The 20,888-nt window shown below is 37.6% G+C and carries 20 protein-coding genes; 13 read left to right on the top strand and 7 right to left on the bottom strand.

Annotated features, from left to right (window positions below; all coding sequences use genetic code 11):
- The 5 genes from B9A22_RS26615 to B9A22_RS22905 all read right to left on the bottom strand — a co-directional run.
- A partial coding sequence (locus B9A22_RS26615; protein WP_425441428.1) for a DUF3794 domain-containing protein occupies window positions 1-458 on the bottom strand: 458 nt, incomplete at its 3' end.
- A gap of 104 nt (window positions 459-562) precedes the next feature.
- Complete coding sequence (locus B9A22_RS22915; protein WP_084578271.1) at window positions 563-1,057, bottom strand: DUF3794 domain-containing protein; 495 nt, start codon at window positions 1,055-1,057, stop codon at window positions 563-565.
- Window positions 1,058-1,262: 205 nt separating this feature from the next.
- Window positions 1,263-1,703 (bottom strand): hypothetical protein, encoded by a 441-nt coding sequence (locus tag B9A22_RS25085; protein WP_139796354.1) that lies wholly within the window; start codon window positions 1,701-1,703, stop codon window positions 1,263-1,265.
- Between the two features lie 120 nt (window positions 1,704-1,823).
- Window positions 1,824-2,327, bottom strand: a complete 504-nt coding sequence (locus tag B9A22_RS22910) for a hypothetical protein (protein ID WP_084578270.1) — start codon at window positions 2,325-2,327, stop codon at window positions 1,824-1,826.
- Window positions 2,328-3,156: 829 nt separating this feature from the next.
- Window positions 3,157-3,693 carry a hypothetical protein gene (locus B9A22_RS22905; protein ID WP_084578269.1) on the bottom strand — a complete coding sequence of 179 codons (537 nt, stop codon included), beginning with the start codon at window positions 3,691-3,693 and terminating at the stop codon, window positions 3,157-3,159.
- A 392-nt stretch (window positions 3,694-4,085) separates the two neighbouring features.
- Between B9A22_RS22905 and B9A22_RS22895 the strand changes: the two genes are divergently transcribed.
- From B9A22_RS22895 to B9A22_RS22865, 7 genes are all read left to right on the top strand, one after another.
- Window positions 4,086-5,207: a glycosyltransferase family 2 protein gene (locus B9A22_RS22895; protein ID WP_084578267.1), complete on the top strand. Its 1,122-nt coding sequence runs from the start codon at window positions 4,086-4,088 to the stop codon at window positions 5,205-5,207.
- Between the two features lie 48 nt (window positions 5,208-5,255).
- Window positions 5,256-7,484, top strand: coding sequence for a glycosyltransferase (locus B9A22_RS22890; protein WP_084578266.1), 2,229 nt, complete (start codon window positions 5,256-5,258; stop codon window positions 7,482-7,484).
- 198 nt (window positions 7,485-7,682) lie between these two features.
- Window positions 7,683-8,501, top strand: a complete 819-nt coding sequence (locus B9A22_RS22885) for an alginate O-acetyltransferase AlgX-related protein (protein WP_176215655.1) — start codon at window positions 7,683-7,685, stop codon at window positions 8,499-8,501.
- 119 nt (window positions 8,502-8,620) lie between these two features.
- A complete protein-coding gene (locus B9A22_RS22880) occupies window positions 8,621-10,612 on the top strand; it encodes a glycosyltransferase (protein ID WP_084578264.1) in 1,992 nt (663 codons plus the stop codon).
- 346 nt (window positions 10,613-10,958) lie between these two features.
- On the top strand, window positions 10,959-12,044 hold the full coding sequence (locus B9A22_RS22875; RefSeq protein ID WP_084578263.1) for a DegT/DnrJ/EryC1/StrS family aminotransferase: 1,086 nt from the start codon (window positions 10,959-10,961) through the stop codon (window positions 12,042-12,044).
- A 55-nt stretch (window positions 12,045-12,099) separates the two neighbouring features.
- Window positions 12,100-12,762, top strand: a complete 663-nt coding sequence (locus tag B9A22_RS22870; protein WP_217806024.1) for an acetyltransferase — start codon at window positions 12,100-12,102, stop codon at window positions 12,760-12,762.
- A 31-nt stretch (window positions 12,763-12,793) separates the two neighbouring features.
- Window positions 12,794-13,726, top strand: a complete 933-nt coding sequence (locus tag B9A22_RS22865; RefSeq protein ID WP_084578261.1) for a glycosyltransferase — start codon at window positions 12,794-12,796, stop codon at window positions 13,724-13,726.
- A 121-nt stretch (window positions 13,727-13,847) separates the two neighbouring features.
- Here B9A22_RS22865 and B9A22_RS22860 read toward each other — a convergent pair whose 3' ends face one another.
- Together B9A22_RS22860 and B9A22_RS22855 are read right to left on the bottom strand one after the other, a co-directional pair.
- Window positions 13,848-14,600 carry an aldo-keto reductase family protein gene (locus B9A22_RS22860; RefSeq protein WP_084578260.1) on the bottom strand — a complete coding sequence of 251 codons (753 nt, stop codon included), beginning with the start codon at window positions 14,598-14,600 and terminating at the stop codon, window positions 13,848-13,850.
- Window positions 14,587-15,273 carry an FkbM family methyltransferase gene (locus tag B9A22_RS22855; RefSeq protein WP_084578259.1) on the bottom strand — a complete coding sequence of 229 codons (687 nt, stop codon included), beginning with the start codon at window positions 15,271-15,273 and terminating at the stop codon, window positions 14,587-14,589. The genes B9A22_RS22860 and B9A22_RS22855 overlap by 14 nt, the downstream gene beginning before the upstream one ends.
- Window positions 15,274-15,464: 191 nt before the next feature.
- Here B9A22_RS22855 and B9A22_RS22850 point away from each other — a divergent pair, with 191 nt between their 5' ends.
- From B9A22_RS22850 to B9A22_RS22825, 6 genes are read left to right on the top strand one after another with little or no spacing between them, the layout of a single operon-like run.
- Window positions 15,465-16,346, top strand: a complete 882-nt coding sequence (locus B9A22_RS22850; RefSeq protein ID WP_084578258.1) for a glycosyltransferase family 2 protein — start codon at window positions 15,465-15,467, stop codon at window positions 16,344-16,346.
- Between the two features lie 40 nt (window positions 16,347-16,386).
- Complete coding sequence (rfbF, locus tag B9A22_RS22845; RefSeq protein ID WP_084578257.1) at window positions 16,387-17,157, top strand: glucose-1-phosphate cytidylyltransferase; 771 nt, start codon at window positions 16,387-16,389, stop codon at window positions 17,155-17,157.
- Complete coding sequence (gene rfbG, locus B9A22_RS22840) at window positions 17,154-18,221, top strand: CDP-glucose 4,6-dehydratase (RefSeq protein ID WP_084578256.1); 1,068 nt, start codon at window positions 17,154-17,156, stop codon at window positions 18,219-18,221. Before rfbF ends, rfbG begins: the two co-directional genes overlap by 4 nt.
- Before the next feature lies 1 nt (window position 18,222).
- Complete coding sequence (locus B9A22_RS22835; protein WP_084578255.1) at window positions 18,223-19,455, top strand: class I SAM-dependent methyltransferase; 1,233 nt, start codon at window positions 18,223-18,225, stop codon at window positions 19,453-19,455.
- The gene (gene rfbC / locus B9A22_RS22830) at window positions 19,456-19,986 is read left to right on the top strand and encodes a dTDP-4-dehydrorhamnose 3,5-epimerase (protein ID WP_084578254.1); all 531 of its coding nucleotides are present in this window, start codon (window positions 19,456-19,458) and stop codon (window positions 19,984-19,986) included.
- The gene (locus B9A22_RS22825; RefSeq protein ID WP_084578253.1) at window positions 19,983-20,885 is read left to right on the top strand and encodes an NAD-dependent epimerase/dehydratase family protein; all 903 of its coding nucleotides are present in this window, start codon (window positions 19,983-19,985) and stop codon (window positions 20,883-20,885) included. The genes rfbC and B9A22_RS22825 overlap by 4 nt, the downstream gene beginning before the upstream one ends.
- Window positions 20,886-20,888: the final 3 nt, after the last annotated feature.

Below are 20,888 nucleotides of genomic sequence, written 5' to 3'. Positions count from 1 at the left end.
TTATGAGGTGGCTTTTTACAGTATGACCCTTGAATAGGTGGACAATGTGGATTGGTATGTTTGCAGTGATTTCCATGACTTGGTTTAGTGCACTTTTGCTGCGAGTGTTTAGGGATACGAGAAAACTTAAGTTTACACAGTTTTAATAGTACTATTGTGTTAATCATCCTTGGACTAACAACTTCAGTTTCGGAAACTCTAATTCTAGTTTGTAGGCAAGTATTGAAGCGCTCACGAGCAAACTGGTGAAGCAGCAAACCGTTGAACGGTATCTCAGCTTGCAGGAAGTGTATAGGTTGTGAGTGGTCAGGCGAACATGCAACATATTCTATACGGATACATACATGTCCAGTAAAAAAAATCTTTTTCCGTATAGTTATAGTTTTATCAATTTTTGTAGTTGTAGAAATGCGAAGTATGGATTGGATATCAGGCTTATGTTTGGGTACGGTGAGCATACCGTTTACGGAAATTTGAGTACATCCCATATTCAAATCTCCTCCTATCTTCATGTGATAAAGCAGGTAGTTTACTTAAGCTACCTACTAAGTACTGTTACTGACTAGAACCGGTAATTGTCATTGTCATCATGTGTGTAGGAACAATAATCATATGGTTTTTCAAATACCGGGCAGATAAATATGACTGTGGTTACTATCAGGCATCTGCAATCTAAGCAGCGGACAGAGATATCTTCTATTGCCGAGCATACTTGGATTACTTCATCCTTGATAGGCCCTAATAATATTAAACTGCAAAAGGGGATTTCAAAATGGGCACAATGGACCGACTGGCAGGGGTCATCAGCGGCAAAAGTAACTTTGATCTGTTTTTTGCCTTCGACAACAACCTTGTTCCCAACAGGGGTGCAAATAACTTTAGCTGAGCAAATGACTACGTTTACACACACTTCCAACACATCGCGGATGTTAGGATGGGGGTGTGGTATACATAATTTATCAGTTTCGCAGAATTCGGTGAAGGGATGTCGGGGAGGACACTTTGGAAACTGTGATGTCGGTGTAATACCCGTAACATCAACAAACTTACTACTCATGAGGTTTCCTCCTTATCTATGAAATGTCTTATATATTCCATTTGTATTATTTTATGGTTTTAGGAGGACTTCTGTTACTATAACTAGATATTAATTCAAACTATTATGTTCGGTTGCATAAACAGTAAATTATAAAGAAAACACGGCTTACTTTCTTACAGGATTAAAAAAAGCCGGGGCGTCTGTGCGCCCCGGCATCGTGGCTTTATGGTGTATCATCTGTGAGACAAGCACCGCTGGTTAGTCCTATTGAGGAAACATCATCCCAATTAATTAAGATGGAGGAATCCACCGGATAAAGTGTTTCGGCGGCTCCGGTGAAGCCGAGTATCGGTGTAACTCTTGAGGCGCTAACTAGGACGTCGACCGAAAAAGTCGGACAGCAGATGTTTCCAGGAATACAATCTAACGTCATGCGAATAAAGCGAGGGCCACAACAATCTCCCATACGTAGGCCTGTGGATTCTTCTTTTTGGCTATCTTCTGAATCAGATGGGGAACTATCCGGACGGCTATTTGTGATCCCACCGCAATTCCAATCATCGATTGTTCCTTGATATACGATACCACATCTAGTGACAATAGTTGCACTTAGGTTTCCGACTAGGCAGCCCAAATTTAACCTATCTTCACTTCTCAAGGTCATAATTACATACTCCTTTCTTCTAAATTTCATATAAGCGGAGTACAACGTTCAATATATGTGCCTGTTTATAAGCACGAAACCCCGGAGACCGGGGTTTCGTTTTTTAAACAAAGCAAGACGTTAACCGGCAAAGCAGCTGCGGAATGGGCCTATGGCGGCAATCTCATCTAAGCCAATCAATACAGTGTCATCTTCAGCAAACAGAGTGAGCCCTAAAAGGCCGCCTGCTGTAACGCCTACAGGAACGATTCCGGCAAAGAGAGCACCTGTTGGATCACAGCACACAAAAGTAGGAGGGCAGTCTAAGCGCAGGCAGATGAATTTGGGATCATTATTACATTTGACATCAACATCAACTTCAATCGGTTTGGGGCATTTTTTGTCATCTTTGTCATCGTCATCTTTGCAGTCTTTTTTATGGTCGTCTTTGTCATCATAGCCCATAGTCATAGCTGGGAAAACAACTGGGCAACCGTATTGCGCACGGGTATGCTCGTCGTCTTCGTCAACAATGACTCCTTGGAATATAAAGCCACAGCAGGTTACGACAGTAACACTCGCGTTTCCTAATACGCAGTCGAGATTAAATCCTTTTCCTTTTCCTTTTTTTCCACCAAATGCCATTAGTGATTCGCTCCTTTAAATTGTTTTGGCTCTTCGCCTACTATATACTATGCAACCCTACGGTAAAGTGCTTATGAAAAATAGATGAATTTTTATTTGCATATCAGGTTGCACAATGTAATATATGCATTAGCATCGCAGTGGTTAATTGTCCCCCAAAACAATTTTAGAGAGCGTGACTATCAATATAAGTGTTATGGTACATATATTAATGTAGAGGACCTGGCTATAGGCTCACAAGTAAATATTCTCTTGATTGACTATGTGACAAGAATTCTTATTAAATATGACAAAGCTGATCCTCAACATGTAGTGGGAATCAGCTTTTTTCACATATATCAGTGCCTCTAAGAATAAAGTAATTACTGACCATATATCTTTAGGAGATAGTAGCATGTCGGAGTTTGGCAGGGAATCTCACTCACCTATAACTATTAGCCTATGTATGATTGTAAAAAACGAGGAAGCTACGATTGAGCGTTGTTTGCGATCGGTTCAACCCCCGAACTTTGGAGTTTTGTCACAATATCTTGAAATAGCATAGCATATCTAATTATTTCGAAGTATTGCGCGCTTAAGTGCATGGATTGTAGTACTCGTTCAGCAATTAGTAAATGGTTCGGCTTCGCCCCGCTTATAGCGGCCATTGACTAATTGCTGCATGAGTGCAGTTTTATAGCTAAGGGCGCGCGGGTTTATACTCTTACTGTAAACGAGGCTAAGTCCATATTTACCACCATTTTGTGACCTTTCATGTCCTGTCCCCTCCATTAATCCGTTAGTTATATTTTAACTGATTCTTAGACAGGACTCCAATCCAATTAGGGGGTTAAAGAGGGACAACCCCCGGTCGAGCAGAAGCAAAGCAGGTGCTGAATGGGCCTATGGCGGCAATCTCATCTAAGCCAATTAATATAGTGTCATCTTCAGCAAACAGATTGAGTCCTGAAGCGCCGCCTGCTGTAACTATTACAGGAACGATTCCGGCAAAGAGAGCACCTGTTGGATCACAGCACACAAAAGTAGGAGGGCAGTCTAAGCGCAGGCAGATGAATTTGGGATCATTATTGCATTTGACATCAACATCAACTTCAATCGGTTTGGGGCAATGATGTTTTTTGTCATCTTTGTCATCGTCATCTTTGCAGTCTTTTTTATTGTCGTCTTTGTCATGGTCGTAGCCCATAGTCATAGTTGGGAAAACAACTGGGCAGCCGTATTGCGCACGGGTTTTATCGTCGTCTTCTTCAACAACGACTCCTTGGAATATAAAACCACAGCAGGTTACGACAGTAATACTTGCGTTTCCTAATACGCAGTCGAGATTAAATCCTTTTCCTTTTCCTTTTTTCATACCAAATGCCATTGTTGATTCGCTCCTTTAAATTGTTTTGGCTCTTCGCCTACTATATACTATGCAATCCTATGGTAAAGTGCTTATGAAAAATAGATGGATTTTTATTTGCATATCAGGTTGCACAATGTAATATATGCATAGCATCGCAGGGATTAATTGTCCCCCAAAAACAATTTTAGAGAGCGTGACTATCAATATAAGTGTTATGGTGCATATATTAATGTAGAGGACCTGGGTATAGGCTTACAATTAAATATTCTCTTGATTGACTATGTGATAAAAATTCTTATTAAATATGACAAAGCTGATCCAATATGTAGTGAGGATCAGCTTTTTTTTCACATATCAGTGCCTCTAAGAATAAAGTAATTACTGACTATATATCTTTAGGAGGTAGTAGCATGTCGGAGTTTGACAAGGAATCTCACTCACCTATAACTATTAGCCTATGTATGATTGTAAAAAACGAGGAAGCTACAATTGAGCGTTGTTTGCGATCGATCGAGCAGAGTGTCGACGAAATCATAATTGTCGACACAGGTTCAACGGATAAAACAAAAGAACTAGTAAGGCAGTTTACTAATAATATTTATGATTTTGAGTGGATAGATGATTTTTCTGCCGCGCGCAATTATGCATTTAGTAAGGCTACGCAGGAATACATTCTCTGGCTTGATGCTGATGATGTTATTTTCGATCAAGACCGTCAAAAGTTACTTGCATTAAAAGCAACTCTCAGTCGGGAAGTTGAAGTCATTACTATGCTTTATTATTTAAGTTTTGATCCAAATGGAAACGTAGCCTATCAAATACGCAGGGAGCGTTTAGTTAAGCGAGAAAAAAATTACCAGTGGATTGGAGCAGTTCACGAATTTTTAGACGCGAAAGGCACTCAATTAGATACAGGAATTGCCGTAGCTCACAAGCCCTTAAAACACGATAGCGATCGCAATCTTAAAATCTATGAACGACGGCAGTTAAAAGGAGAAGAATTCTCACCGCGAGATTTATACTATTATGCCAATGAGTTAAGAGAACATAATCTCTATAACCGAGCAATTGAGTGTTACCAAAAATTCCTAGAAACTAAGCAAGGAGCGCCTGAAGAGAAAATTGCTGCCTGTGCTAGTTTAGCTGATTGCTATTATTTGCTTCATGACGAAGAAAATGAGCTTAAGTATATATACCAATCCTTCCAATATAGTAATCCAAGAAGCGAATTCTGCTGCCGGCTTGGTTTTAATCATCTTAATAATAATCGAATAAGGCAGGCTATATTCTGGTATACACTGGCTACCCATCTAAAGACTGCCAATTCCTCATGGGGGTTAGTGAATAATCAATGTGAAACATGGTTGCCTCATCTTCAGTTGTGCGTATGTTATTCACGTCTTGGCGACTACAAATTAGCTTACGAACACAATGAAAAAGCGGCAAAATTTATTCCCGATAATCCAATGGTTCACCATAATCGAAAACTTTTGCAAAGTAAACTGAATAATGAGCCTTCTGAGAGTGATTAACTGGAATTCCAGAGTTGTATTAAGCCTATAATTAGAGGAGGTCTCAGAGTGGACTGCTGTCTTACCAGTATCATTGTCATAACCTACAACAAGCTAGAGTATAACAAGCTTTGCATTGAAAGTATTAGACAGTATACACAGCCGGAATCTTATGAAATTATTGTTATAGATAACCACTCAACCGATGGCACGGTCGAGTGGTTGCAAGGCCAGCAAGATATAAGATTAATTCTAAATAGTGAGAATGCCGGTTTCCCTGTAGGCTGTAATCAAGGCATAAAGGCGGCTAAGGGAAATAGTATTCTTTTATTAAACAACGACACTATTGTGACGCCCAACTGGTTAACTAACCTTACAAAATGTTTATACAGTTCCAGCGATATTGGTGCAGTTGGTGCAGTTGCCAACTCGTGTTCAAATTTTCAAAGCATTCCTTGTGAATATTCTTGTGTGGAAGAAATGATAAGGTTTGCCAAACAGGTGAACATTTCTAATTCGGAACGTTGGGAAGATAGAGCACGGTTAGTCGGTTACTGCCTATTAGTTAAGGCTGAAGTAATCAATAAGATTGGGTTGTTGGATGAGGCATTTTCTCCTGGGAATTACGAGGATGACGACTATTGTATGCGTATCAGAAAAGCCGGTTATCGCTTAGTTTTATGCCGGGATACCTTTATTCATCATTTTGGCAGTGTATCTTTTGGAGAGAAGTCTAATCAACTCAACAACCTATTGGAAATTAACAGCCAGAAATTTATGGAAAAATGGGGTTTACCCCCGCACTTGGCTGCGCCATACGAGCTTACCCAAGACCTAATGGTAAAAAACTGGTTTCCTTATCAATATGAATCCAGCTATTTTCAGTTCTGGATAGAAAACACAAGAAAGAAATTTTTTTCATTTATAGACAAAGCTGAGTTTGCTTTGTTATCAGGTAATCTAGAGAAAGCCGTGGTGTTAGTTAAACAAGCAGCAGATTATGCATATCACTCTCATCCAGGGTTTTTCATTTCCTCTAGATTGGAGCTAATTTTGCGAAAAATATCCAGTAGATTAAATAACCGGTTAGCTGCTGCTTTCTTGCAGTTTCCGCCTAAGAATAAGGAAAAGAAAAATGTATTGCATGTAGTAAGTCAAGGTTACGCTGCTAGCAGTCACTCTGGAACGCCGGAGCGCTGGATAAGGCTGGATTCTTCGTCAGTTCATTCTGTAATAGTTACTCTTAATAGCGAAGCTGTTCCTCAAGGGCTGGTGGATGCCGCGCTTCATTCCGGCGGCTGGTGCAAAAAGCTTGACGATGTCAAACTGAACCTGTGTCAAAAAGCGAAAGTGCTGCGTGAAGCAGCTGCGAAATGGGCAGATTTAGTTGTTTTGCATATACATCCCCATGATCCTGTTGCTCCTGTAGCTTTTGGTGTTGCTGGCGGTCCCCCCGTGGTCTTTGTTAATCATGCAGACTATGGCTTTAACATAGGAATGAGTGCTGCTGACGTTGTAGTCGATCATAGGTCTGCCGGACATACGATAACTTTGTCTCGCAGGAATATGCATAACTCCTGTATATTGCCGATCCCTCTGGCAAAGCCACGGAATTTGCCTGATAAGCAAGCTGCTAAAAGGGAACTGGGTATAGGCGAGGATAAGATAGTTTTTCTAACCAGTGCATCACGCTATCAACTGGTTTCATGTGGCGTATATAACTTTTCAAAGTTGATTAGAGAAATGGTTAATAAGTACCCCAATATCGAGATTCTAGTTGTCGGGCCTTCTCGGGCAGGATGGTGGTCACAAAGTCAGAGTGATCAACCAATAAAAATTTTTGAATTCCAAGAGGATATGACTACATTCTATAGCGCGGCTGATGTATACCTTGATCCAATACCAGTAGGGTCACTTGCGGCAGCCATTGAAGCAGGTGCTAGGGGCATACCGGTTGTTGGCTTAGCTATTGATTTTGCCGCACAGTTTAGTAGTGATATTTTACCGGATATTGCAATAACTCACTTTCCTAGCTCGAAAGACTTGTTTGCAGCTATCGAGAAACTGGCATCAGATGAGGGGTATCGCATTAGCCAGGGAAATTATCTAAAATCGATAATACTCCAGCACCATTATAGTGGATGGCAGGAACAATTAAATAACCTATACTCGCTCCTGCCTATCACCCATCAGCCTCCTGATATAGCAATTGCTAGGGAACAGGCTGCTTTAGACAGTGACATTGTGTGGGCTTACTTTCAGTATCGGTCAGGATTAAGTCGTTTAAGTTTTGACTAGGGTACGGCAAACATTCAGAAAGGGCGTTATGTCACAGCCGTAGAGGCAAGAACATAAACTATACCATAATAAAGAAAACACGGATTACGCCGAGCCTTAGCGAAAGCGGAAGCCGATGTTGCCCTTATCCAGGCGGATTTCCACCTAAGTCTAGCCAATAATAATAATCTAAGGATTGTGAGGAAGGAGTATATTCAATTGGGGGATGTAAAAGTTCTAGTTGGCAAAGACGGTTGGCTTTTTCTACAAAATGATACAAACCGTGTTATAGAGCAAAATAATGGTTCTTTAAAATTAACAGAACGTGAGCTTAAAAAATGGTTGCGAATTTTAGAATCTAGATTTGCTGTTTTAAAGAACAGGGGTATAAAATACTACTTTTTAATTGCTCCCAATAAAGAAAGTATATATCCGGAATACTTGCCTGATGATTATAAAATAAGTGACGACCGAGTTGTCTATCAGTTAATAAATACTTGTAAGCCTTATAACTTACCATTATATTTTCCTGTCGATGTTTTAAAGTTGTATAAAACAGAATATCAAATGTATCCCCTGGCGGACACTCATTGGAATGGGATCGGGGCATTTATCGCATATGAGTATGTAATGAACATTATACAAAAAGACTTTACAACTAAAATACTGGATTGGGAAGAAATACAATTTGCAGATGGAGAGACGCTCCTGGATTTAGGCAGCAAATTGACGCCTCCGCAAACTTCAATATTCTCATGGGGAGTGGTCAAACAGCCCCGAGCACAGATTATCTATGAAAATAATAGTTCAGGTTATACAAAAATAGCATTAAACAAAAACACAAGTTTACCTACAGCAATTGTATTTCATGATTCATTTATTAATAGCGTAATACCCTTTATTATAGAAAGCTTCAGCAAAACATATCTGATCCATTCACCCTGTATCGATTACGATTTGCTTGAAAAGATTAAGCCTGACGTTGTTATTTCGGAAATGGTTGAGCGTTTTTTGATAAAACCTCCAGTTGACAATTAAAGAAGGAAAAGGAATAAAAGAATATTTAAAGTGTAATTGATAACTTTGGCAAGTATATGAAAGTCATAGGACTACAAAGATAAAGACAATCACTATAAAATTTAAGGGAGGGCTAGCATATAACTATATATGCTAATGAGGGTGGCCTTAGTAAAGAAGACCTTATAGATTATACGCCAACAATATGTGTTGGTGTACTTTCCTATAATCATGAAAAATATATCACGCAATGTCTTAAAGGAATAGTACAGCAAACCGGCAACTTTAAACTAAAAGTAATTATATGTGACGATTGTTCAAGTGATAATACAATTGAAATAATTGAAAAGTTCATTGAATGTCAGTCGAATAGTACAGTAAACTTTACTGTAATTAAAAATGAAAATAACATAGGCGTGTCCAAAAATTTAGGACAATGTGTACGCCTATGTAAGGAAGCTGACTATTTTGCTTTCTGCGAAGGCGATGATTATTGGATTCCAGTAGATAAACTGCAGACCCAAATGGAGTTTTTAATAAATAACCCGCGGTGTTCAATATGTTTTAATAGCATCATTATATATTATGAAAATGAAAAGCGATATGAGTTATACCAAACACATCAGCAACTGCAACAGACTATTTATACAACGAAAGATTTGGTGCTATCAAACTTTATTGGTAATTTTTCATGTTGTTTCTATAATGCAAAATTTATTAAGTTCTTGGAAAATCAACTTTTCGATAATTTATTTACGGTAGATTGGATGTTTAATATAGTCTATTCCGAGTTTGGCGATATTGGATATATTAATAAACCGATGAGTATTTATAGAAAGCATAGTAATGGCATTTGGTCGTCTATGAATCTAGCCAATCAAGCTCACAAATTGATACAGTATATAGATGAATATAATAAGTTTTTAAATTACAGACATGATGCCGAATTTACTAAATATCGTAATAAATGTTTATGCGACACGAATTGTGAATCCTTTCAGTTGGTTATTGTTGACGACGTATTTCCCCATCCGATCAGTAGTTTTAGATATCAGGAATTCCTTAGCTATCTGCAAGCATTTGATTCCGTTAAGATATTCACTTCAGGTGCATCGGTAAAATGTCTGGGAAATCAATCTATTGACGATTTGATTATAAATTTTAAAAGAGAATATCCTGATTTTACGAATAATATCGAAAAATATAACAATAGAACCTTTCAGAATATGAAATGCAATTTACTCTACTTTGTTTTTTTATCAAATGCCTACACGTATCTTAGGTCAGCAGAAGTCAGACAAATACCGTTCGTTTTCACCCTGTATCCAGGCGGTGCTTTTGCTCTTAATAATCCATCCTCGGATGCTAAACTGCGGAGGGTTGTTAGCTCGCCATATTTTAGACGAGTCATTGTTACCCAAAAAATAACTTATGATTATTTAATAAATAATAAATTTTGTACGCCTGAGCAAATAGAGTATTTATTTGGAGTTGTGACGCCGCTAGACAGACTGAAAAAAGATTGTATTTGCAAAATACATTATGGGTTTGAAAAAGACAGATTGGATATTTGTTTTGTCGCCCATAGATATACAGCGCATGGCGAAGATAAAGGATATGATGTTTTTATCAAGGTAGCGAAATTACTCTTCTATAAATATAATAATGTATACTTTCATGTAGTTGGAAGTTTTAATGATCAAATTATCGATGTGTCAACTATTAAAGATAGAATAACTTTTTATGGAGTTCAACAACAAGAATGGTTTGATGAATTTTATAGAGATAAGGATATTATACTTTCTCCTAATATTTCCGGTAGGATTTTCGCTGGCTCTTTTGATGGGTTTCCAACGGCTAGCTGTACAGATGCCGGACTTAGGAAAGTGGCTATTTTTTGCACAGACCCTTTGAATTTGAATAACTGTAATTTTATTGAAGGAGAAGAAATCGTCATAATTGAATATGACGTAGATAACATAATTGAGAAACTATCTTATTATTACGATCATCCCGATAAACTTAGAGGAGTCTGTGAAAAAGGATACGCCAAAATTAGGGATAATTACAGTTACGAGAAACAAATCCGGCCAAGAATTGATTTGATAACTAAAGAATTAAAGGGCATTTAATATGCTATTTAATTCTTAGGGAAATGAAGAACCAGTCGAGCTGACCTTGGGTAATCTAAAGTCATCAAGACTGGTTTTTTCTATTTTCGACGTGACTCACTTTTAAGCAACAAATGAATAGTATATAAGAAAGGCCCATCTATTTGAACAACCCCTGTGTAGTTCGTTTTTTATCCTGTTAGAAAGTATAACTTTCCGTCTGGATAAGGGCAACATCGGCTTCCACTTTCGCCAGAGGCTCGGCGCAAGCCGTGTTTTCTTTACAACTATCAAATTAATTATGTGAAGGGGGTGTGTTGTAATAATAGAACCATTTAAAGATCCTATATTTGTTACAAAATCTTTTATGCCACCCGTGGATGAATATAAGAAAAAAATCGACCAGATATGGGAAAAGAGATGGTTAACAAATTGCGGATTATTGCATAATGAGTTTGAGGAAAAATTGAACATTTATTTAAAAGTTTCAAATGCTACAGTTTTTTGTAACGGTCACTTAGCGTTAGAAATAGCTATTAAAGCTTTAGGACTGACAGGCGAGGTGATTACCACTCCGTTTACTTTTGCGTCTACTACGCACGCTCTTATAAATTGTGGTCTAACTCCTGTTTTTTGCGATATCGATATTGATACATGTACTATGAGTATATCTAAAATTGAAAATCTGATTACTAAGAATACCTCGGCTCTCCTCCCCGTTCATGTATTTGGATATCCATGCAATGTATATGCGATAGAGAAAATAGCCAAGAAGCATGGATTAAGTGTTATCTATGATGCCGCACACGTTTTTGGTGTAGAAGTGGATGGAAAAGGAATCGGGACTTTCGGTGATGTATCAATGTTTTCGATGCATGCGACTAAAGTTTTTCATTCTATTGAGGGTGGAATTTTGACTTATGAAAACGAAGTATTTAAAAAAGAGTTTAACTTATTGAGGAATTTTGGTATCACAGGTCCTGAGATGGTGGCGATTACTGGAACAAACGCCAAGATGAATGAATTTCAAGCAGCTATGGGTCTTGTTAATTTACACTATGTGGATGAGGAAATCTCTAAAAGACAGAAGATAGCATACATGTATAGAAAATGTCTAAAAACAATTCATGGCATAAAATTCTTAGAAGATATGCCGAACATTAGGCATAATTATGCTTATTTCCCTATAATAATACAAGAAAATGACTATGGTCTAACTAGAGATTCGCTATATGAAAAACTTCAAAGTTATAATGTTTTTACACGCAAATATTTCTACCCGCTAACAGTAGATTTTGATTGTTATAAAAGTAAGTTTCAATGCAACATACCTAATTCAAGATATATTGCCGATAGAGTTTTAACATTACCTATGTACGGAGAATTGGAGTTAGACTCTGTTGAAAAGATTTGCCAAATAATACAAGATATATATCTAAATATAGTTTCGTAATTTAGCGTCAACGTCCCAAATAATTGAGTATTTTATGTAAGGGGATGAAGACACTATAATTAATAATGTAATTGTAATTGGATCTGGAGGTCATGCTAAAGTTGTAATTGATATTATTGAAAAACAAACAAAATTTAACATTGTAGGATTGATTGATGGTTTCAGAACTGCTGGAATAGATGTATTTGGCTACAAAATTCTAGGGGATGAATTAGTTTTAGAAAGCTCAGAATATCAAAATATTACACACGGAATTGTCGCAATAGGAGATAATTGGGTTAGAAATCAAGTTGTAAATAAAGTTACTCAAATAAAGCCGGATTTTAAATTTATAAAAGCAATTCACCCTTCAGCTACTATTGCTAAAGGAGTCATAATTGGTGAAGGCACAGTTGTAATGGCTGGGAGTATTATTAATAGTGACACTAAAATTGGTAAGCATTGTATTATAAATACAAATTCTTCACTCGATCATGATAATAGTTTGGGTAATTATGTAAATATTTCACCGGGTGCAGTCACAGGAGGAAACGTGATAATAGATGACTTTTCCACTGTATCTTTAGGGGCTAAAGTTATTCATAAAATAATTATTGGTGCACATAGTCTAATAGGGGCTGGGGCAGTTGTTGTTAAAAATATTGAGAGTCAATCGGTTTGGTATGGTGTTCCTGCTAAGTTCATTAGAAAAAGAAATATTGGAGAAAGATACCTTTAACATTACAGAGTTATTCAGATGGAGGAAATAGATGAATTCAGATATAAACAGTCCTTTAGTCAGTATACTAATTCCTACTTACAATCAAACGATATTCTTGAAAAAGACTCTTATTAGCGCCTTAGAGCAAGACTATCCTAATTTTGAAATAGTTATTTGTGATGATAGTACCACCACAGATGTAAGGTTATTGGTAGAGCAGTATCAGACGAAGTACAAAAATATTAAGTATTATCATAACGGTGGACCGTTAGGTGGCAGAGGTGTTATTAACTTTCAAAAGTGCTTTGAAGTGTGCAGCGGTGATTATATCAGCTATTTATGCCATGATGATATTTATATGCCTAACAAGGTTAGTGTCATGATAAATTATCTTTTGAATGATGACAATATAAAATTAGTCACATCGTATAGAAAAATAATTGATTTAGTTGATAGGGTCAGACCAGACCTTCCTATAACTCAGCCTTTTTACAACGAAACAAAGAGAGTTAGCGGTAAAGAAATAGGTAAGTATATTTTAAAAAATCTTGCTAACGTAATTGGGGAACCGACAACAACGCTCTTTCGAAAGGTAGATATTGAAGGTAAGATAATTGATTATATGGGGTATGAAATGGGATGTCTGATAGATGTTGGGGTATGGCTGAAGTTGCTTGCAAGTGGTGACCTGATCTATATTCGGGAGCCACTAAGCTGCTTTCGAATTCACCCAGGGCAAAATAGCTGGAACAGAGATTTAGCAGTTCGAGGAATGATTGATTGGTACAAACTAATTACCCTATCATATAATGAGCAATTATTTATTTCAGACGAAGATTATAAAGCTGCTATTTGCTCATGGGTTGGAAGTATTCGACTTTCATTCCCTCAAGCGGTCATAGCATTTCTAGAGAATAAAGATTTGTACACTGAGCTGATGGGTTATTATAACGAAGCAATAGAAAGTATAAATAAAGGGTAGACGAGAAAAATTCGTCTACCCCTTTTCTTATTAATTATGGTCTGCCCTACAAATATCCACTTGACATCACATTGCTAGTTTCGCTAAGTCAATAACTTCGAGCTCTCATTTTTGCATTTAGTTATTGTATATTTTTTAAAGACTGGGGTCGCTTTTGGGTAAATTGAGTTCCATGCGAATCAAGTTGATAGTGTTTCAAAACATTTGGCATATATGAATTAGGTATATTATTAAGTATGCAAAAAAACTTAATACTTCTTTCAAACGAATGACCGCAGCCCCTATATAGTTTTAAATCGTTAATTAAAGGAATAAACCACTTTACAAATTTGCATAACATAGGTGCTGAAACTGCAATTTGATCCGCTGATGGCCAAGTAGTATCATTTGTTCTTGCTATATACTCTTTTATTAAATCATAAATATCAACATGATAGTTGTTCTGCATAGCAATAAACAATGGATGTGTACCTATATTAATTTCCAAGAAGTCACGATGAAGCATAGAAAAGGGTACATAACCTAGTATTTGGTTACCATTTGTTTGTAAGCACGAAAGAGTACTTCTTTCAAAGTCTTCATTTAATTTAACATCATAATGAATTAACGCAACATATTCTGAATCAATTAAGTTATTCATAACCAATGCATACCAAGCTGTGTAACTAACCAGAAGTTTATATTCCTCCTCTTCTATATTAAACGGCAACTGTCTTGCTACAACAATATTATCCAAATGAGAAACTTTTGTTATATCTCCATTGCCGACAAAAACATATTTATATGATGATAAGTGCTTTACACTTTTACTACTTTCAAAATCTAATATTCTTTCTTGGTCATGAACAGTAATAAAAACTTCAAGTTCTTTCATTAGAGTCTTCCCCTTTGTAGCAGGCATAAATATCTCCCCACTCAAGTCCTGAAAAGGATTTTATACAGTTGCAGATCGTTTGTGCATCAACCCAGTTACGTAATTTAAGACGCATTGATTCTCCAGAAGAATAATTAAAGCGATAGTTACCCATATTCACCAAATGGTTTATGCAGTTTTCCGATGCCTCACTATATTCGCGAGTGTACTCGAATGATAAAGTTTTTATAGGCTGAGACAAACCTTGGAGAACCTCAAATTCAAATCCCTCAACATCAATTTTACAAAAGTCGGGCTTTCCAAATTGTTGAATTAAATTATCTAGGGTTGTAACCTCGACGTTACAGGATGTGTAATATTGTTGTCCAGTGCCAAAACGATTTGTAGAAGTTGTCCGTTTTATCCATTCCTCTGATAATGATGAAATAACATGGGCACTGTTAATCCACATTTTACTTTTGCCCGCGCAATTACCAAGAGCTTTCTGGACGATCGTGAAATTCTCATTACTGGAATACTTTTGTATAAGTATGTCTGCGCAATAGGGTTGAGGCTCAATTGCTATCACAGTAGCCCCAAGATTCAAAAAAGTTTCGGTTCTATTTCCAATATTCGCGCCTACATCGAAAACCAAGGTACCCTTTTTAATAAACTGAGAATAAAACCTTTGCATACCACGCCTCCAATAGTTGAGGGTTACTTTTAGCCTTTAGTATAATATGAAACATTGTAAAGAGTAGTGCTCAACTAAAGAAGTTTTTTTACAATGTCACACGTTAGTATATGTGGGCGTATTATATGATGTCTAAGGTGTAACAAGATGCTGGTTATTACTTCTCATAAGTATTCGAAAGGAGGGGGAGTTTGCATAAACCATTGGTTACGGTTGCTATTCCGACTTTTAATAGACCATGTGGATTGCAACGGACTTTAAAACAAATTACTGGACAAACTTATAAAAATTTGGAGATTATCATAGGCGATAACTGTTCCTCAAGTCACGAAACACAAACTATTATAAATGATTTAGCCTCAAAAGATAAAAGAATAATAAGCTATAGGCACGATGAAAATATTGGACCTTTTAATAACTTTAAGTTTCTACTCAATAAAGCATCCGGGGAATATTTTATGTGGGCATCTGATGATGACGAATGGTCCTCTAACTTCGTTAGCGCATGTATGGAGAAGTTTACAGATAATGTTGGTTCTGTTATGAGTGGTATCGGAGTTATAATTCGTGGCTCAGGTCTAAGATATAAATTTCCAATCTTGGAAATATCCCCCGCCAAAACCATTTACGAAAACGCAATAATATTTTTAAATAATATGCAATCTTCATTAATTTATGGAATTCATAAAAAAAGCTTAATTGAATGGGTGATTAATGAACAACCATTTGATTGGTTTGATTGCTATTTTGTTTTAAAGCAAATAATCCTAAATGGTTATCAAATAATACCTGAATACTTGTATACTGCAGGTGTAGATGGTAATAACTATGTACTCAAGCCATTTTACCCCTCTGCAGGTAGAGTTTTTATATATTTTCCATTTTACAAAGCTTGTAGTGATTTAATATTAAATGAAGCTGCTTTTACTAATGAAGAAAAGAGAAGGCTTCTCTTTTTATTAACTACTATTACTCTTTCAAATTTTACTAATTATGAAAAGGAATCACAACACAATAAAGTTCAGCAACCTTATTATGTATTAGAACAATATTTGCTTGATGAAAAAATTTGAGTGAAAATCATGATTGTTGTGACGGAGGATAACCAGTATTATGAAAGCTGTTATCTTAGTTGGTGGATTTGGTACCCGTATTTCTGAAGAAACACACTTAAAACCAAAACCAATGGTTGAAATTGGAGGCAAACCTATTCTATGGCATATTATGAAAATATACTCCGCTTACGGGATAAATGAATTCATAATTTGCTGCGGTTATAAGGGTTATTTGGTTAAAGGATATTTTGCTAATTATTTTTTGCATACATCTGATGTGACGATAGATATGGTCAATAATTCTGTAAAAGTTCATGATAGACATTCCGAGCCATGGAAAATAACTTTGGTTGATACCGGAGAGCACACAATGACAGGTGGACGTCTCAAAAGGGTAATGAAGTTTGTTGGAAATGAAACTTTTTGTTTCACATATGGTGATGGAGTTAGCGATGTTAATATAAATAAGCTTATCGATTTTCATCGCGCACAGGGAACTTGGGCCACTTTGACAGCTGTTCAACCTCCAGGGCGATTTGGCGCATTAGCTCTGGAAGGATGTCGAATTACTGCTTTTAAGGAGAAACCTCAGGGAGAAGGTGGCTGGATTAATGGCGGATTTTTTGTTTTGGAGCCTAAAGTTTTTGAACTGATTGCGGGCGATTCTACGAGTTGGGAGTACGAACCGATGGAAATACTGGCACAAAACTCGCAACTTTCTGCTTACAAGCATAACGGATTCTGGCAACCGATGGACACGCTGCGGGATAAGATAAAGTTGGAAGAACTCTGGAATTCCCAAAAAGCCCCTTGGAAGGTTTGGGGATGATGAAACAATTTTGGCAGAACAAGCGTGTTTTTCTTACAGGTCATACAGGCTTTAAAGGCAGTTGGTTGAGTTTATGGCTCCAATCTCTCGGTGCGCAGGTAGTTGGCTATTCCTTAGAAGCACCTTCGTTACCGTCGTTATTTAAGGAAGCTCGTGTTGCTGTCGGAATGCAATCACTCAATGGCGATATATTGGATTTAGCTAAATTAAAACAGGCACTTGAGGAGTGCAGGCCAGAGATACTTATTCATATGGCGGCTCAGTCCTTGGTACGGTATTCTTATCAATTTCCCATCGAAACACTATCAACTAACATTATTGGTACGGCAAACGTGTTAGATGTGGCACGCCATGTTGACAGCATCAGGGGAATTGTCATTGTCACCAGCGATAAATGCTATGAAAATCGAGAGCGGGTTTGGGGATACCGCGAAGATGAACCAATGGGAGGGTATGATCCTTATAGCTGTAGTAAAGGTTGCGCTGAACTGGTCATCGCAAGCTATCGCCGTTCTTTTTATTCATCAACGCATGCTGCGAAAGTTGCCAGTGCCAGGGCTGGGAATGTAATCGGCGGCGGTGATTGGTCAGCCGATAGAATTATACCTGACAGCATCCGTGCCCTTCATCAATGTAAGCCAGTGGTCATACGAAACCCGAAATCCATTCGACCTTGGCAGCATGTGTTGGAACCATTGGCTGGTTATTTGCTGCTGGCGCAAAAACTCTGTGATGACGGTCTTAGCTTTGCAGAGGGCTGGAATTTTGGTCCGGATGAAAACCATGCCTGCTCAGTAGAAAGCTTGGTTGACGGCTTGTGCCGCTTGTGGGATTCGGATGTAAAATGGTTAGTAAAACAAGACGATACTTTGCATGAAGCTCACTATTTAAAATTGGATTCCACCAAAGCCAATCAGAAATTAGGCTGGCGTCCTGTTTTAAGTATGCAGGATACATTAGCTATGACGGTTGGCTGGTATAAAAGATTTTATGATGGTGCGGATGCGCAAGCACTAATGTTAGAGCAGATAGCAAAGTACGAAAAATTGTATAAGGAGAATTAAAATGCCTACCAGAAAATGCCGGTTTTGTCATACTCAGGTGGCCGATACGGTAGTCGATTTAGGAATGTCTCCTTTATCTAATTCGTATATAACCGTTGATCAGCTTAATGATAAAGAAGTATATTATCCACTTCATACTTTTGTATGTCCGAAGTGTTTTTTAGTTCAGTTAGAGGAATTCGCAAGCCCGGATGAGATATTTAGTGATTATGCTTATTTTAGTTCATATTCTGATACTTGGCTCACCCATGCGCGGCAATATACCGAAGCAATGTGTGAGCGTTTTGCAAAAATAAATGAGAAGCTTGTAATTGAAATTGCCAGTAACGACGGCTATTTACTGCAATACTTTAAAGCTAGAGGTACTCCGGTGTTGGGTATAGAACCGGCAGGCAATGTTGCTCAAGCAGCTATGGCAAAAGGTATTCCTACATTAGTAAGCTTTTTCGGTAGAACTTTGGCACAAAAACTGACAAGTGAGGGAATAAGCGCTGGTTTGTTACTGGGGAATAATGTACTGGCTCATGTGCCTGATATCAATGACTTTGTTGCTGGGATGCAAATCATTTTACAAAAAGATGGTATTATCACAATGGAATTTCCCCATTTGTTAAAACTTATGGAAGATAGGCAGTTCGATACAATTTATCACGAACACTTTTCTTACTTATCTTTTAGTACAGTAGAGGAAATTTTTGATGTTCATGGCTTAAAAGTTTTTGATGTGGAAGAATTGTCAACTCATGGTGGTTCACTAAGAGTGTATGCCTGTCATGCCGATCATGCTGAGTATGCACTGACAGAGCGCGTTACTAGCATGAAGGATAAAGAAATAGCATTTGGCTTAAACAAAATAGAAACCTATTATACATTCGCCGAAAAAGTGAAGTCTCTAAAGTTTGAATTGTTAGAAGCTTTGGTGGCCTTAAAAAAACAAGGAAAAACCATCGTAGGATATGGTGCGCCAGCTAAAGGGAACACGTTATTAAATTATTGCGGTATAAGGACTGACTTTATTGAGTATACGGTGGATCGTAGTCCGCATAAACAGGAGAAATTTTTGCCCGGGACCCATATTCCGATTTTCGACCCCAAAAAGATTAGGGAAACACAGCCTGATTATGTTCTGATTTTGCCATGGAATATTAAAGATGAGATTATGGAGCAACTGGAATACATTAAAGAATGGGGCGGTAGATTTATTGTAGCGATTCCGGCTGTGGAGGTATTATAGATGATCTTTACAGAAACAGGCATTTCTGGTGCATACTGTATAGATCTGGAGCTGATAAAAGATAATAGGGGCTTTTTTGCGCGCATGTGGTGTGAAAAGGAATTTAAGGAACATGGCTTAAATTCGAATTTAGTTCAGTGCAATCTATCCTATAATATTAGTCGAGGTACGCTTCGCGGCATGCATTATCAGAGTGCGCCATATGAAGAAGCCAAACTGGTGACGTGTATTGCAGGATCTATATATGATGTGATTCTTGATTTGAGGCGAGATTCACCAACATTCAGGCAATGGAAAGCCTTTGAATTATCTGCTTCAAATTACCGTATGCTGTATATTCCAGAAGGAGTTGCACACGGATTTCAAACATTACAAGATGATACATGTGTATTTTATCAGCTGAGCGATTTTTATCATCCAGAAGCTGCTTGGGGTGTACGGTGGGATGATCCGAGTTTTGGCATGGAATGGCCGATAACTGAAAAAATCATGTCAAAAAAAGATCAAGCATATGATTGGTGGTCAGAATGAAAAAAGTAGTATTGACTGGCGCATGTGGTTTTATTGGCCGTCATGCAATTGATGGACTTATAAGACGTGGATACGAGGTCCATGCCATCTCTAGAACAAATTTTAATTTGACTGCAAATGCTTATTGGCACAGGGTAAATATATTTAGTTCTACTCAAGTAGAAAATATTTTTCAGGCGATTAGACCGTCTCATCTTCTTCATTTTGCGTGGAATGTAGAACCTAATTCATATATGACGAGTGCTGAAAATTTTCATTGGGTAAGAGCTAGTATGGAAATGCTGAGCTCATTTCAGAAAAATGGAGGAGTACGCACTGTGTTTGCGGGAACTTGCGCTGAATATGATTGGCGTTATGGGTATTTAACAGAGCAATTAACGCCTTGTCAGCCAAGTTCATATTATGGTATATGCAAAAATTCCCTTAATGCGTTTATGAATGCATTTTGTTTAGCAAGTGGCATAAGTGCTGCTTGGGGGAGAATATTTTTTCTCTACGGTCCACACGAAGCAGCCTCACGTCTTGTAGCAGCAACAGTAAAATCACTGCTGCAGGGTGAACCGGCTGTATGCATACACGGGGATCGATACCGAGATTTTTTATATGTTGAGGATGTTGCTGATGCTTTTTGCGCTTTGTTAGATAGTTCGGTTACCGGTCCTGTCAATATTGCATCTGGAGAACCAATCAAAATTGGTGAGTTAGCAAAAACGATTGCCTATTACATAGGTAATCCTGAATTGCTACATTTTGAGGCAGTCGAGTCAAGCCGTGGAGAACCGTCACTTTTGTGTGCCAATGTCGAGAGATTATTGAATGAAGTAAGTTGGAAACCAAGATATAAAATCAACGAAGGTATACAAAAGACAATACAATGGTGGCAGAATTACTTGAATTGACCG

It is taken from the genome of Sporomusa malonica (genome assembly GCF_900176355.1).
GTDB lineage: Bacteria > Bacillota > Negativicutes > Sporomusales > Sporomusaceae > Sporomusa > Sporomusa malonica.
The sequence above is the reverse complement of the archived record's forward strand: the minus strand, read 5'-3'. Positions and strand labels throughout refer to the sequence as shown.